The sequence below is a fragment of the Janthinobacterium sp. genome, assembly GCF_009923995.1.
Lineage (GTDB): Bacteria > Pseudomonadota > Gammaproteobacteria > Burkholderiales > Burkholderiaceae_D > Janthinobacterium.
Window position 1 is genome coordinate 1 of the sequence record NZ_RFSK01000097.1, and the last position, 13,690, is coordinate 13,690.

The following is a 13,690-nucleotide window of genomic DNA, read 5'->3' on the forward strand; positions in this document are numbered from 1 at the left end:
GAAGTCGAATTTCATTCTTTCATCCGGCCCGAGAAAAAGTTTGACATTCTGGATGAATTGATGGAGCAGATGGCCCGCGACTGTGACATAGCAAGGACCATTTTGAACTCATGCGCGTCTGGGCCACTGTCCACTGGCTGATTATCGCCGGTATCATCGTCGTATCTTTGATTAATGCTTCATGGATTGCCCCGGTGCAGCGGGGCGCACTGGACCTGATTGCGGCTGGCTCTGCGCGCGGTGCTGCTGCCAATGCCCAGTGTGACAGCACCACGATCTTTGGCGCGGTGGACCGGATGTTCTTGGACCGCGCCGACCGCGTCGTCGTGAGTGTCCGTCGGGCGGGGACGAATTCCGCATCGTTTTGCCCAAGATCACGTCCTGCATCGAAGATGCGTCTGCGGCCCCCACGCCCGAACGCTTTGCCCGCCAATATCCGCGGCGCCGCTTTGTCTTTGATATCGGCGGGGATGGCCGCGCCTTTGATGCTCTCGCCAAAGGGTTTGCCGCCGCCGGCCAAGCTCTCGACGCCCGTCAGGCCGTGATGGCCAGTGCAGAGGTTGCCGCCAAAGCCCGCGAACGGCGCATTGCCGCTGGCGTTGCTGTCGCGCTTGCCGCGCACCATGCGGTAGATGAAGAAGGCCACGCCCGCCAGCAGGGCCACCATCAGCAGGGTGCTGATCATGCTGGCCAGAGCGCCGCCCAGACCGAAGTGCGACAGCAGGGCACCCAGGCCCAGGCCCAGCAAGGCGCCGCCCAGCAAGCCCTTCCAGCGGCTCGGTGCCTTGGCGGCAGGTGCCGGGGCGGGAGCCGGAGCCGGTTGCGCCTGGCGCGGCGCGGCAGCTGGCGCCGGCGTTGGCGCCGGGGCGGGAGCCTGGCGGCCCACGTTCTGCGACTGGCGGCCAAACGAACGGCCACCGCCCATGGGACGGGCCAGCGCCTCGCCCAGCATGGATACCGTGGTCGCGGCCAGCATCATGCCGACCAAAAATTTCTTCAATTTCATTTCATCTCCTAGATTCACCGGCAAAGGCGAAGTTACATCTTGATGCCGGTATGCAAAGCGGCAATTCCAGCCGTCAAATTGTAGTACTGCACGCGTTCCAGGCCCGCCGTTTCCATCATGGTCTTCAAGGTTTCCTGGTCCGGATGCATGCGGATCGATTCTGCCAGGTAACGGTAGCTTTCCGCGTCACCGGCGATTTTCTGTCCAAACCACGGCAAGACCGAGAACGAATACAGGTCGTACGGCTTTTGCAACGGCGCGGCCACCTTGGAAAACTCCAGCACCAGCAGCTTGCCGCCCGGTTTCAGCACGCGGCGCATTTCCGCCAGCGCCACATCCTTGTGCGTCATGTTGCGCAGGCCAAAGGCCACGCTGACACGGTCAAAATAGTTATCGGGGAATGGCAGTTTCTCCGCATCACACAACAAGGTGGGGGTGAGGAGGCCGCGATTCAAGAGGCGGTCGCGGCCCACGCGCAACATCGACTCATTGATATCGGTCAGCCAGACTTCGCCCGTGGGACCCGCCTGCTTGGCAAAGGCCTTGGACAGGTCGCCCGTGCCGCCGGCGATGTCGAGCACCTTGAAGCCGGGGCGCACGCCCGCGTTGGCAATGGTGAACGTCTTCCACAGACGGTGCAGCCCGCCCGACATCAAGTCGTTCATCACGTCGTATTTGGCAGCGACGGAATGGAACACCTTGGCGACTTCGCGCACTTTGTCGTCTTCTGCAACTGTTTTGTATCCGAAATGGGTCGTATTGGTCATGGTAGGCAGTCTGTTTGAACTTGCATGCATTATACAAGCGGCAGGCGCATTTCCCCCTGACGCCGGAGAAGGTATTGCCTTTCGACCGCATTCGACGCCAGGGACGCGGCCCGCGCGTAGGCCTGGTGCGCCGCCGCCCGGTCGCCCTGGCGGCGCAGCAGGTCGGCCCGGGCCGCGTGCAGATAATGCGACTGGGCCAGGCTGGGCACGGCTTCCAGGCGATCCAGCCACGCCAGGCCGTGCCCGGCACCATGCGCCATGGCGCAGGCGATCACGGCATTGAGCAAGATCAAGGGTTCCGGCTTGTGCCGCAGCAAGGCGCCATACAGCACGTGGATCTGGCGCCAGTCCGTCTGGTCCGCCGTGGCCGCCCTGGCATGCAAGGCGGCAATGGCGGCCTGCAACTGGTACGGCCCGGGCGCGCGCGCACCCAGCGCCCGTTCCAGCAGGGCCAGGCCTTCGGCGATCAAGGCGCCCTGCCACAGGCGGCGGTCCTGCTCTTCCAGAGTCAGCAAGTGCCCTTCCGGCGACAGCCGGGCCGCGCCCCGCGACGCCTGCAACAGCAGCAAGGCCAACAGGCCCTGCACTTCCGGCTGGCCCGGCAGCAGGCTGTCGAGCAGCCGCCCCAGGCGCAGCGCTTCCGCGCACAGATCGGCGCGCAGCAAGGCATCGCCGCCGCTGGCGCAATAGCCTTCGCTGAAGACGAGGTAGATCACGTGCAGCACCTGCGCCAGCCGCTGCGGCCAGTCTTGTGCTGGCGGCAACTCGAAAGGGATGCGCGCCTCGGCGATCTTGCGCCTGGCGCGCAGCAGCCGCTGCGACAGCGTCGCTTCCGGCAAGGCGAAGGCGCGCGCGATCTCGGCCGTGGACAAGCCGCACAGGGTGCGCAAAGCCAGCGCCACCTGGGCCTCGGGCGCCAGCGCGGGATGGCAGCAGATGAACAGCAGGCGCAAACGGTCATCTGCGATGGCGTGCGTTTCCTCCGCCGTGGCCGCCGGCAGGCGCGCCAGCACGGCGTCACCGTCCGGCACGTTCTTGCCCGCCCGGCGCACATGGTCGAGCGCCGCATGGCGCGCCACGGACGTCAGCCAGGCGGCGGGATTGTCGGGCATGCCCGCCTGCGGCCAGCATTCCAGTGCCTTGCGGCACGCTTCCTGCAGCACGTCTTCCGCCAGGCCCAGGTCGCCAAAGCGCCGCACCAGGCCCGCCAGCACCCTGCCCTTTTCCTGGCGAAAGACGCGTTCGACGGCCCCAATGGCGTCGCCGGCCATGGTCAAGCCGTCACGGGCCGCACTTCGATGGTACCCATAGTAGCCACCGGGCAGCGCCCGGCCCAGGCCAGCGCCTCGTCCAGGTTGGCGCAATCGAGCAGGTAATAGCCGCCCAGCTGCTCCTTGGTTTCCGCAAACGGCCCGTCCGTGATGACGGGCTTGCCATTTTGCACGCGCACGCAGGTGGCGCTGCCCACGGGCGCCAGCTCGGCGCCGCCGCGCAGCACGCCGGCCGCCTCCAGCGCCTGCGTATAGCTGGCAAAGTCGGCCATCAGGCTGGCCATCTGTCCTTCGGGCATGGTGTCATAGCGGGATTCATCGGCGTAGATCAGGATCAGGTATTCCATGGTCTCTTCTCCAAAAGAAAAATGCCCGCAAGCGCGGGCATTCCTACGACGAATGAATATGCGGCAATCCGACAAGCTTACCGCATTATTTTTTCACCTTAGTGTTTGTGCCCGCAACTTGGGCCGTGAACATGACCGCCTGAGGATTGCTTGACCGTCATGTCGGCCTTGGCGTCGCGGCCGCTGTCGCCCGGGTAGCCGGCCGCGGCCAGCTGGTCCAGGTAGGCTTGCCACAGCTTGTCTTTCTCCGCGCCCAGCTTGTACAGGTAGGCCCAGGTGTACAGGCCGGAATTGTGGCCATCGCTGAAGGTGGGCTGCACGGCGTAGTTGCCGACGGGCTCCAGACCCGTGATGCCCACCAGGCGCTTGCCTAATTGCAAGGTTTCCTGGCCCTTGCCATGGCCCTGCACTTCGGCCGATGGCGAGTACACGCGCAGGTATTCGAACGGCAAGGCAAATTCGCTGCCATCGTCGAAAGCCACGTCGAGCACGCGCGACTGGTTGTGCACGGTCAAGCCGGTGGGTTGGGGTGTTGCTGTTTTTTCAGTCATGACAATACTTTATGCGGATAAACGTTGAATGATGGCAGTGCGCAAGGCGGGCAACAGGGCGCGGCGCGCGGCCAGCACCTCGGGCGCCGTCTCGCGCTGCACCACGGCCCAGCTTGGGCTGGGGAAATGCGCATCGTCGCGGTAGCGGGGAATCACGTGCCAGTGCACGTGCGGCGTCATGTTGCCGAAGCTGGCCACGTTGACCTTTTCCGGCTGCATCACTTCGCGCACGGCCAGCTCCACTTGCCACACGACTTCCATGACATAGTTGCGCTCGCCTGGCGTCAAGTCCGTCATTTCCTTGACATGCTTGTTCCAGATCACGCGGCAAAAGCCGGGGTAGCTTGGGTCGTCGACGGCTACCACAGACAGGCGCTCGCTGCGCCACAGCAAGGTCTCCAGACCCTGCTTGCTGGCGTAGCCGTCCAGCAAGCTGCACAGATCGCAGGTCGAGGACGTCACACGAGCACCCGTTCGATGCCGCCGTCATTGGCGCGTTTTACGTAATCCGGCATCCAGTTCTCTCCCAGCAAGTGTTTGGCGATCTCCACGACGATGTAGTCGGCCGTCGTGCCCGAATCGTCATTGTAGCGCGACAGGCCTTGCAGGCACGACGGGCAGCTGGTGAGGATCTTGACGTCGCCCGTAAACCCGTCGCCGCGCAGCTTGTCGGCGCCCTTGACCATCTCTTCTTCCTTGCGGAAACGCACTTGCGTGGAAATGTCGGGACGCGTGACGGCCAGCGAACCGGATTCTCCGCAGCAACGGTCATTCTTCTCGATCTTCACGTTGTCCACCGTGCTGATCAACGAGTTGATGGTCTTGCCCGATTCCTGCAGCTTCATCGGATTGTGGCATGGCTCGTGGTACATGTAACGGGTGCCGTTGACGCCTTCCAGCTTGACCTGTTTTTCCAGCAGATACTCATGGATATCCATGATGCGGCAGCCGGGGAAAATCTTTTCAAACTGGTACGTGGCCAGCTGGTCGTAGCAGGTGCCGCACGACACGAGCACCGTCTTGATGTCCAGGTAGTTGAGCGTGTTGGCCATGCGGTGGAACAGGACGCGGTTGTCCGTCATCATCTTCTCGGCCTTGTCGAACTCGCCCGCGCCCCGCTGCGGATAGCCGCAGCACAAATAGCCCGGCGGCAAGACCGTCTGCACGCCCACTTCCCACAGCATGGCCTGGGTGGCCAGGCCCACTTGCGAGAACAGGCGTTCCGAACCACAACCGGGGAAGTAGAACACGGCTTCCGTATCGGCCGTCGTCGTCTTCGGATTGCGGATGATCGGGATGACCTTGTCGTCCTCGATGTCGAGCAGCGCGCGCGCCGATTTCTTCGGCAGGTTGCCCGGCATCTTCTTGTTGATGAAATGGATCACCTGCGCCTTGACGGGCGGCTTGCCCGTCGATGGCGGCGGCGCCTTGGTTTGCTTTTTGGCAAATTTCTTCAGCAGATCGTGGCCCAGGCGCTGCGCCTTGTAGCCCCAGCCGATCATGACCTGGCGCGTGGCGTTGATGGTCACGGGATCGGTGGCGTTGAGGAACATCATCGTGGCCTTGGTGCCCGGATTAAAGCTCTTCTTGTCCATCTTGCGCAGCAAGTTGCGCATGTTCATCGACACGTCGCCGAAGTCGATGTTCACGGGGCAAGGCGTGACGCATTTATGGCAGACCGTGCAATGGTCGGCCACGTCCTCGAACTCTTCCCAATGCTTGATGGAAATACCACGGCGCGTCTGTTCTTCGTACAGGAAGGCTTCGATCAGGGACGAGGTCGCCAAGATCTTGTCGCGCGGCGAGTACAGCAAATTGGCGCGCGGCACGTGGGTCGAGCACACGGGCTTGCACTTGCCGCAACGCAAGCAATCCTTGACGCTGTCGGCGATGGCGCCGATATCGCTTTGCTGCATGATCAAGGACTCGTGCCCCATCAGGCCGAACGATGGCGTGTAGGCATTGCGCAAGTCGGCGCCCATGCCCGGCAGGTTCAGCAGCTTGCCCTTGTTGAAACGGCCTTCCGGATCGATGCGCTGCTTGTAGCTGCGGAAATCGCCGATCTCTTCTTCCGTCAAAAATTCCAGCTTGGTGATGCCGATACCGTGTTCGCCGGAAATGACGCCATTGAGCGAGCGGGCCAAAATCATGATGCGGCCCACGGCTTCGTGGGCGTCCTGCAGCATTTCGTAATTGTCCGAGTTGACGGGCAAGTTCGTGTGCACGTTGCCGTCGCCCGCATGCATGTGCAGGGCCACGAACACGCGGCTGCGCAGGATGCGCGCATGGATGGCCGTCGCTTCGTCAAGGATCAGCTTGAAGGCGGCGCCGTTGAAGATCTGGCGCAGCTGGGCGCGAATCTCTTGCTTCCAGGTAATGCGCACGGTGCGGTCCTGCACCACGTCGAACAGGGTGGCGTTCGGCTGGGTTTCCAGGCGCGCGTCGAAGACGGGCAGCAAGCGCTCCATGCCCAGTTCCGCCAGTTCGCCCTTCACGTCGGCCAGCGGGCGGTCCAGCTGGCCCAGCAGATAGGTCCAGCGGGCCGTCACTTGCGCCAGCAACTGCTGCGCCTGCTCGGCGCGGTCGCCCAGCATTTCCGCATCGTCGACCCGGTCGTCCGATGCGTCGTCGCTCTTGCCTACTGGTAAATTCCCCTTGGCAAAGAACTCGCTCAAGGCTTCCGCCAATTGCAGTTTATTCTTGATCGACAGTTCGATATTGATGCGTTCGATACCGTCCGTGTATTCGCCCATGCGGTTGAGCGGAATCACGACGTCTTCATTGATTTTAAAGGCGTTCGTGTGCTTGGCGATCGCCGCCGTGCGGGCGCGGTCGAGCCAGAATTTCTTGCGCGCTTCCGGGCTGACGGCAACAAAACCTTCGCCCACGCGGGTGTTGGCGATGCGCACCACTTCCGACGCCGCTTGCGCGACGGCGTTTTCATCGTCGCCGACGATGTCGCCGAACAGGGCCATCTTCGGCAGCACGCCCCGCTTCGACTTGGTGGCGTAGCCGACGGCGCGCAGGTAGCGCTCGTCCAGGTGCTCCAGGCCCGCCAGGCGGATGCTCGTGTATTGCTCGCCTTTCGCCGGCAAGCCATCGAGGTAATCCTTGATTTCCACGATCGACGGGATGGCGTCGCGCGCCTGGCCGAAGAATTCCAGGCAGACGGTGCGGGCGAACTTCGGCATCTTGTGCAAGATCCAGCGCGCCGACGTGATGAGGCCGTCGCAGCCTTCCTTCTGGATGCCCGGCAAGCCGGCCAGGAATTTGTCCGTCACGTCTTTGCCCAGGCCTTCCTTGCGGAACTTGCGGCCGGGAATTTCCAGGATTTCCGTCTTGAACGGCGCGTTCGGCTTGCTTGCGTCGCGCGTGCTCGGGTGGCGCCATTCCAACTGGAAACGTGCCAGCGCGATATCGTGGATCTTGCCCAGGTTATGGTCCAGGCGCGTGACGTCGAGCCAGTCGCCGTTCGGGTCGACCATGCGCCACGAGGCCAGGTTGTCCAGCGCCGTGCCCCACAGCACGGCCTTCTTGCCGCCTGCATTCATGGCGACGTTGCCGCCGATGCACGAGGCATGCGCCGACGTCGGGTCGACGGCAAAGACGAAGCCGGCCTTTTCCGCCGCTTCCGACACCTTGTTCGTGATCACGCCGGCGCCCGAATGGATGGTCGCGTACTCGTGCGTCAGGCCCGGCAAGACCGTCATTTCCACGGCGCCCAGGGTGATGAGCTTTTCCGTGTTGATGACGGCCGACATCGGCGTCAAAGGAATCGCGCCGCCCGTATAGCCGGTGCCGCCGCCGCGCGGGATGATGGTCAGCCCCAGCTCGATACAGCCCTTGACGAGACCGGCCATTTCCTCTTCCGTGTCGGGCGTGAGCACGACGAACGGGTATTCCACGCGCCAGTCGGTGGCGTCCGTCACGTGCGACACGCGCGTCATGCCGTCGAAACGCACATTGTGCTTTTCCGTGTAGCGGCCCAGTACCTTGACCGTGCGCTTGCGCAAGTCGTAGGTCTTGCGGAATTCGTCGCCGAAGTCGGCCACGGCCTTGCTGGCCGCCTTCAGCAGCAGTTCCACGTTATGGCTGCGCGCCTGCGCCACTTCCGGCGTTTCGCCGGCCGCCAGCGCGTCGCCGCCGGCCGCATCGATGGACAGGCGGCGCTTGTCGACCTCGGCCAGGCGGTGATGCAAGGCGTCGATCAAGCCCTGGCGGCGCTTCGGATTGTCGAGCAAGTCATCCTGCAGGTAAGGATTGCGGCGCACGACCCAGATATCGCCCAGCACTTCGTACAGCATGCGGGCGGAACGGCCCGTCTGGCGGGCACCGCGCAGCTCGTCGAGCAGGCGCCAGGAGTCCTCTCCCAACAGGCGTATAACGATCTCGCGATCGGAAAACGACGTGTAGTTATACGGGATTTCGCGCAGGCGGCTTGCTGCGGGACCATTCGGCGTTTCTGCCAGTAAAGCTTGGATATGTGCGGGAGCGTTCATGGAGTGTGGTGACGATGTGGACTGGACCCTAAAGGACCATTTTATCTTATTGCGCCGCACCATGCGGGAACAGCCTTATGCCGCCCAAGGTTTAAGCGGGTCCGAAGCAACCATAGCAAATATGGTCAAGCCACATTTTGCATGAATAAAAAATCAGACTATTTGTCTTTTTCGCGTAAAAATGCCAAGAATCGGACTCGGCTGCAAACTATCAGCCTGCTCAAAAATGGGGCAAATCGGCGTTGCAGAGCAGCCCATTCAGGCCAGCATCTTGCCCACCCAGTGCCAGAAACCATCGGGCACGTACAGCAGCAGGGCCGTCATGGTCAGGTAGCGCGCGCACTTGCCGACGGCCATGTAGGCCACGCTGGGCCAGAACGGCAGCTTGAGCCAGCCGGCCAGGGTGCACAGGGGGTCGCCCACGACGGGCAGCCAGGCCAGCAGCATGGTCTTGGCGCCATAGCGTGCCAGCCAGCGGAACCAGCGCGTGTCGCGCTCCTTGGCGAACGCCTGCTTGGCACGGTAGCCCATCCAGTAATCGACCACGCCGCCCAGGGTATTGCCCAGGGTGGCGACAAAGATGACGGACCAGAACAGGGCGGGATTGGCCTTGATGACGGCAAACACGGCCGGTTCCGAGCCCAGCGGCAAGAGGGTGGCGGAAATAAAGCTGATCAGAAAGACCGAGGTCAGCCCGACTTCCGGCGCTGCGATCAGCTGCAGCAGCCAGGCGATTGCGGATTCGATCATGGAACACTTCGCGGTGCGGTAAGGCTCTCCATTATAATGAAGAGCAGCCTGGGCGCCGCACACATCGCGCCGGCCGGCAAAGGCCTACCCGCCCGCAGTTCCACAGAGCATTATTGTCGCCTGGCTATCCGCCGCGGCGCAGCCGAGATCGACCGACACGCTCCAGACCCTTTCTGGCCCAGAATCACTTGCTTGCAGACTATGAACATCGACTACCTCAAGAAAATCCTGACCGCCCGCGTCTATGACGTTGCTTCCGAAACGCCGCTGGAACTGGCCCCTGCCCTGTCGCAGCGCCTGAACAACCAGATTTACTTCAAGCGCGAAGACATGCAAAGTGTGTTCAGCTTCAAGATTCGTGGCGCCTACAACAAGATGTCCAAGCTCAGCGAAGCGGACCGCAAGCGCGGCGTGATTTGCGCCTCGGCCGGCAACCATGCCCAGGGCGTGGCCCTGTCGGCCGCCCGCATGGGCTGCCGCGCCGTCATCGTCATGCCCACCACCACGCCGCTGGTGAAGGTCGAGGCCGTCAAGGGGCGCGGCGGCGTGAACGTGGAAGTGGTGCTGCACGGCGAGTCCTACACGGATGCCTACAACCATGCGCTGACCCTGGAAAAAGAGCAGAAACTGACCTTCGTGCACCCGTTCGACGACCCGGACGTGATCGCCGGCCAGGGCACCATCGGCATGGAAATCCTGCGCCAGCACGCCGGTCCCATCCACGCCATCTTCGCCCCCATCGGCGGCGGCGGCTTGATCGCCGGCATCGCCGCCTACGTGAAACAGATCCGTCCCGACATCAAGATCATCGGCGTGCAAAGCGTCGATTCGAACGCCATGGCCCGTTCGCTGAAGGCGGGCGAGCGCGTCACCCTGAACGACGTGGGCCTGTTCGCCGACGGCACGGCCGTGCGCCTGGCGGGCGAGGAAACCTTCCGCCTCGTGCAGGCCTACGTCGATGAAATCATCACGGTGGACACGGACGCCATCTGCGCCGCCATCAAGGATGTGTTTACGGACACGCGTTCCATCCTGGAGCCGTCCGGCGCGCTGGCCGTGGCCGGCGCCAAGGCCTACGTGGAGCGGGCCAGCCTGTCGAAGCACCCCGTCAACCATGAAACATTGATCACCATCGCCAGCGGCGCGAACATGAATTTCGACCGCTTGCGCTTTGTCGCGGAACGGGCCGAACTGGGCGAATTCCGCGAAGCCGTGTTTGCCGTCACCATGCGCGAACAGCGGGGCAGTTTCAAGCGTTTCTGCTCGCTCATCGGCGCGCGCAACGTGACGGAATTCAATTACCGCATCAGCGACGAGCAGGCCGCGCACGTGTTTGTCGGCATCCAGATTGCCGATCGGCATGAGTCCGGCGTGCTGGCGAAGACGTTTGAAGAACACGAATTCAGGACCCTGGACCTGACGCACGACGAGCTGGCAAAGTCGCACATCCGCCACCTGGTGGGCGGCAAGAGCCGGCTGGCGCAGGACGAACTGCTGTACCGCTTCGAATTCCCCGAGCGTCCAGGCGCCCTGATGCGCTTCCTCGACAGCATGGCGCCGAACTGGAATATTTCCTTGTGTCATTACCGCAGCCAGGGCGGCGATGTGGGCCGCATCCTCATCGGCCTGCAGGTGCCGCCCGATGAAATGGGCGAATTCGCCCGCTTCCTCGATACCCTGGGCTACCGCTACTGGGATGAGAGCAGCAATCCCGTGTATAAGCTGTTCTTGGGCTAGATAGCGAATTCACCCCGGTATTGCACTGGGGTGAAATAGGCTACCATGCGTGCTTGACTGAATTCACGCCACACGACCATGACCACCACCAACGACCTCGCCGAACAATCTCCCCTGGGCAAAAGCTCCGCCTACCGCACCGATTACGCGCCGGAACTGCTGTTTCCCATTCCCCGCCAGGGCAAGCGCGACGAGCTGGAATTGCGCGGCACCCTGCCCTTCTTCGGCCTCGACATCTGGAATGCCTATGAACTGTCGTGGCTGAACCAGCGCGGCAAGCCACAGGTGGCCATCGCCAAGGTCAGCGCGCCGGCCGATTCGCCCAACATCATCGAATCGAAGTCGTTCAAGCTGTACCTGAACTCCTTCAACCAGACCAAACTGGACAGCCCGGAAGCCCTGTTGACCCTTCTCAAGCAGGATTTGTCCAACGGCTTCGGTGCGCCCGTGCAGGTGGAACTGACCTTGCAGGAAGAGTTCGGCAAGCTGAAAATGGGCGAGTTCGACGGCGTGCTGCTGGACCGCCTGGACCTGGAAATCACGCAATACACGCCCTCGCCGCTGCTCCTGAAGGCGGCGCTGGACGAAGCGCCCGTGGAAGAAAAACTCGTGTCGCACCTGCTCAAGTCGAACTGCCTGGTGACGGGCCAGCCGGACTGGGGCAGCGTGCAGATCGAGTACGCGGGACCGCAGATCGACCAGGAAAGCCTGCTGCGCTACCTGATCGGTTTCCGCGAGCACAATGAATTCCACGAGCAGTGCGTGGAGCGCATCTTTGTCGATATCTTGCGCCAGTGCAAACCGCAAAAGCTGTCCGTGTATGCGCGCTACACGCGTCGCGGCGGTCTCGACATCAACCCGTGGCGCAGCAACTTCAGCACGGGCACGATGCCGGGCAACCTGCGCAATGCGCGTCAGTGACATCTGGCAACAATCAGGCACCATCACTTGCGACTGGAAAATGATGCCAACAGGAATGTTGGCTGTGTTTTAAAACAACGTTCCACAGGCAGGCGGATGGCGCTCAAACACACGGAAAAGTCGGAAAATCGGCATTCAGCGACGCAAAAACCGGCCTACCCTGCGTTTTTAACGCAGAAATAGCTAAAACGCTTCGATGTTATTTTTTTTTTAAAATGAGACGTCATCATGCCGTAGCGCCCACTGCGCCCGCAGCGGGCGTATACTGTTGAGAATTGGCGTTACAGGCCGCGAAAACAGGCCTATAATTCGGCTCGCAAGCCCTCTGCGCATTGCACCATTTCATTGAGTGTCATGACTAATCTTAGCAAAATCTTATCCCTCGAAAACGTCCTCCTGGACCTGGAAGTCTCCAGCAAAAAGCGCGCTTTCGAGCAAGCCGGCCTGATCTTCGAAAACAATTACGGCATCGCCCGCTCCACCGTGTCGGACAATCTGTTTGCCCGCGAACGCCTGGGCTCGACGGGCCTGGGCCATGGCGTGGCCGTGCCGCATGGCCGCGTCAAGGGCAGCAAGACGCTGAAAGCGCCGCTGGGCGCCTTCGTGCGCCTGGCCGAGCCGATTCCATTCGAGTCGCCGGACGGCAAGCCCGTGAACCTGCTGTTTTTCCTGCTGATTCCCGATCATGTCACTCAGCAACATCTGGAAATCCTGTCGGAAATCGCCGAAATGTTCTCCGACGATGCTTTCCGCACGGCACTGGCCACGGATCCGGAGCCGAAATCCGTGCATTCGCGCATCGTCAATTGGCAACCTAGTCTTCAAGCGGCGGGTTAAACTTCAGGTATTCCTCCACTCCTGAAGAAGACTGCCATGTTGCAAACGCCGCTGACGATCCAACGCCTGTACGACGATAATCGTGAAAGTCTGCAACTGGGCTGGTTCGCCGGCTTTCCCGGCGGCGAACGCCTGATCTCCGGCGATGTCTCGTCGGCCGCCGACCAGGTGGGCCACTTGAACCTGATCCATCCGGGCCGCATCCAGGTCTTCGGCCACCAGGAAATCAATTACTACCAGCGCCTGAAGGTCAATACGCGCACCCACGTGATTGGCGAGCTGATCGCCGGCGGTCCGCCCGCCCTGATCATCGCGCAAGGGCTGGAAACACCGCCCGACATCCTCGCCATCTGCGACGAGCAAAACATCCCCCTGTTCTCCACCCCGCTGCCGGCCGCGCAAGTGATCGACTTCCTGCGCGTCTACCTGTCGAAGAAACTGGCGCAGCGCATCATCATGCACGGCGTCTTCATGGACGTGCTGGGCGTGGGCGTGCTGATCACGGGCGACTCGGGCCTGGGCAAGAGCGAGCTGGGGCTGGAGCTGATCTCGCGCAGCCACGGCCTGGTGGCCGACGACGCCGTCGAATTCTCGCGCATCGCGCCCAACATGATCGAAGGCCGCTGCCCGCCCCTGCTGCAAAACCTGCTGGAAGTGCGGGGACTGGGTTTGCTCGATATCAAGGCCATCTTTGGCGAAACGGCCGTGCGCCGCAAGATGCGCTTGAAACTGATCGTCCACCTGGTACGCCGCAATGCGCTGGAGGAAGAAGTCGAGCGCCTGCCTTTCCTGTTCCCCACGGAAGACGTGCTGGGCTTACCCGTGCGCAAGGTCGTCATCCCCGTCGCCGCCGGCCGCAACATCGCCGTGCTGCTGGAAGCGGCCGTACGCAATACCATCTTGCAACTACGCGGCATCGATACCTTGCAGGAATTCATGGAGCGGCAACGACTCGCCATGAGTGGCGATTAATGTTGCCAAGGAGTTCGCCCTTGCAAGGGCGA

At 62.3% G+C, this 13,690-nt stretch carries 12 protein-coding genes and 1 pseudogene; 5 read left to right on the forward strand and 8 right to left on the reverse strand.

The genetic code is table 11. The annotated features are described in order from the left end of the window. Nucleotides 1–48: 48 nt before the first annotated feature. Nucleotides 49–141 (forward strand): hypothetical protein, encoded by a 93-nt coding sequence (locus EBS11_RS28390; protein WP_365956296.1) that lies wholly within the window; start codon nucleotides 49–51, stop codon nucleotides 139–141. Nucleotides 142–610: 469 nt separating this feature from the next. On the opposite strand, the pseudogene EBS11_RS28395 reads toward EBS11_RS28390, so the two are convergent. The 8 genes and pseudogenes from EBS11_RS28395 to EBS11_RS26850 all read right to left on the reverse strand — a co-directional run. Next, nucleotides 611–1,006, reverse strand: a pseudogene (locus tag EBS11_RS28395) (hypothetical protein); the annotation flags it as partial. A 32-nt stretch (nucleotides 1,007–1,038) separates the two neighbouring features. Continuing rightward, a complete protein-coding gene (gene ubiE, locus EBS11_RS26820; RefSeq protein ID WP_034753359.1) occupies nucleotides 1,039–1,773 on the reverse strand; it encodes a bifunctional demethylmenaquinone methyltransferase/2-methoxy-6-polyprenyl-1,4-benzoquinol methylase UbiE in 735 nt (244 codons plus the stop codon). Between the two features lie 29 nt (nucleotides 1,774–1,802). Further along, nucleotides 1,803–3,044 (reverse strand): sigma-70 family RNA polymerase sigma factor, encoded by a 1,242-nt coding sequence (locus EBS11_RS26825; RefSeq protein WP_290608281.1) that lies wholly within the window; start codon nucleotides 3,042–3,044, stop codon nucleotides 1,803–1,805. Nucleotides 3,045–3,046: 2 nt separating this feature from the next. Then, nucleotides 3,047–3,391, reverse strand: coding sequence for a YciI family protein (locus tag EBS11_RS26830; RefSeq protein ID WP_290608282.1), 345 nt, complete (start codon nucleotides 3,389–3,391; stop codon nucleotides 3,047–3,049). A gap of 98 nt (nucleotides 3,392–3,489) precedes the next feature. After that, nucleotides 3,490–3,942, reverse strand: coding sequence for a DUF971 domain-containing protein (locus EBS11_RS26835; RefSeq protein WP_290608284.1), 453 nt, complete (start codon nucleotides 3,940–3,942; stop codon nucleotides 3,490–3,492). A gap of 9 nt (nucleotides 3,943–3,951) precedes the next feature. Next, a complete protein-coding gene (locus tag EBS11_RS26840; protein ID WP_290608299.1) occupies nucleotides 3,952–4,374 on the reverse strand; it encodes an HIT family protein in 423 nt (140 codons plus the stop codon). A gap of 26 nt (nucleotides 4,375–4,400) precedes the next feature. After that, nucleotides 4,401–8,441 carry a DUF3683 domain-containing protein gene (locus EBS11_RS26845; protein ID WP_290608287.1) on the reverse strand — a complete coding sequence of 1,347 codons (4,041 nt, stop codon included), beginning with the start codon at nucleotides 8,439–8,441 and terminating at the stop codon, nucleotides 4,401–4,403. Between the two features lie 258 nt (nucleotides 8,442–8,699). After that, complete coding sequence (locus EBS11_RS26850) at nucleotides 8,700–9,191, reverse strand: YqaA family protein (RefSeq protein WP_290608292.1); 492 nt, start codon at nucleotides 9,189–9,191, stop codon at nucleotides 8,700–8,702. 201 nt (nucleotides 9,192–9,392) lie between these two features. Here EBS11_RS26850 and ilvA point away from each other — a divergent pair, with 201 nt between their 5' ends. The 4 genes from ilvA (at nucleotide 9,393) to hprK (ending at nucleotide 13,658) form a co-directional block, all read left to right on the forward strand. After that, the gene (gene ilvA, locus EBS11_RS26855) at nucleotides 9,393–10,928 is read left to right on the forward strand and encodes a threonine ammonia-lyase, biosynthetic (protein ID WP_290608294.1); all 1,536 of its coding nucleotides are present in this window, start codon (nucleotides 9,393–9,395) and stop codon (nucleotides 10,926–10,928) included. A gap of 78 nt (nucleotides 10,929–11,006) precedes the next feature. Further along, nucleotides 11,007–11,849 carry an NADPH-dependent 7-cyano-7-deazaguanine reductase QueF gene (gene queF, locus EBS11_RS26860; protein WP_290608296.1) on the forward strand — a complete coding sequence of 281 codons (843 nt, stop codon included), beginning with the start codon at nucleotides 11,007–11,009 and terminating at the stop codon, nucleotides 11,847–11,849. 354 nt (nucleotides 11,850–12,203) lie between these two features. Beyond that, nucleotides 12,204–12,686: a PTS sugar transporter subunit IIA gene (locus EBS11_RS26865; protein WP_071079718.1), complete on the forward strand. Its 483-nt coding sequence runs from the start codon at nucleotides 12,204–12,206 to the stop codon at nucleotides 12,684–12,686. 36 nt (nucleotides 12,687–12,722) lie between these two features. Beyond that, on the forward strand, nucleotides 12,723–13,658 hold the full coding sequence (hprK, locus tag EBS11_RS26870; protein ID WP_034753337.1) for an HPr(Ser) kinase/phosphatase: 936 nt from the start codon (nucleotides 12,723–12,725) through the stop codon (nucleotides 13,656–13,658). Nucleotides 13,659–13,690: the final 32 nt, after the last annotated feature.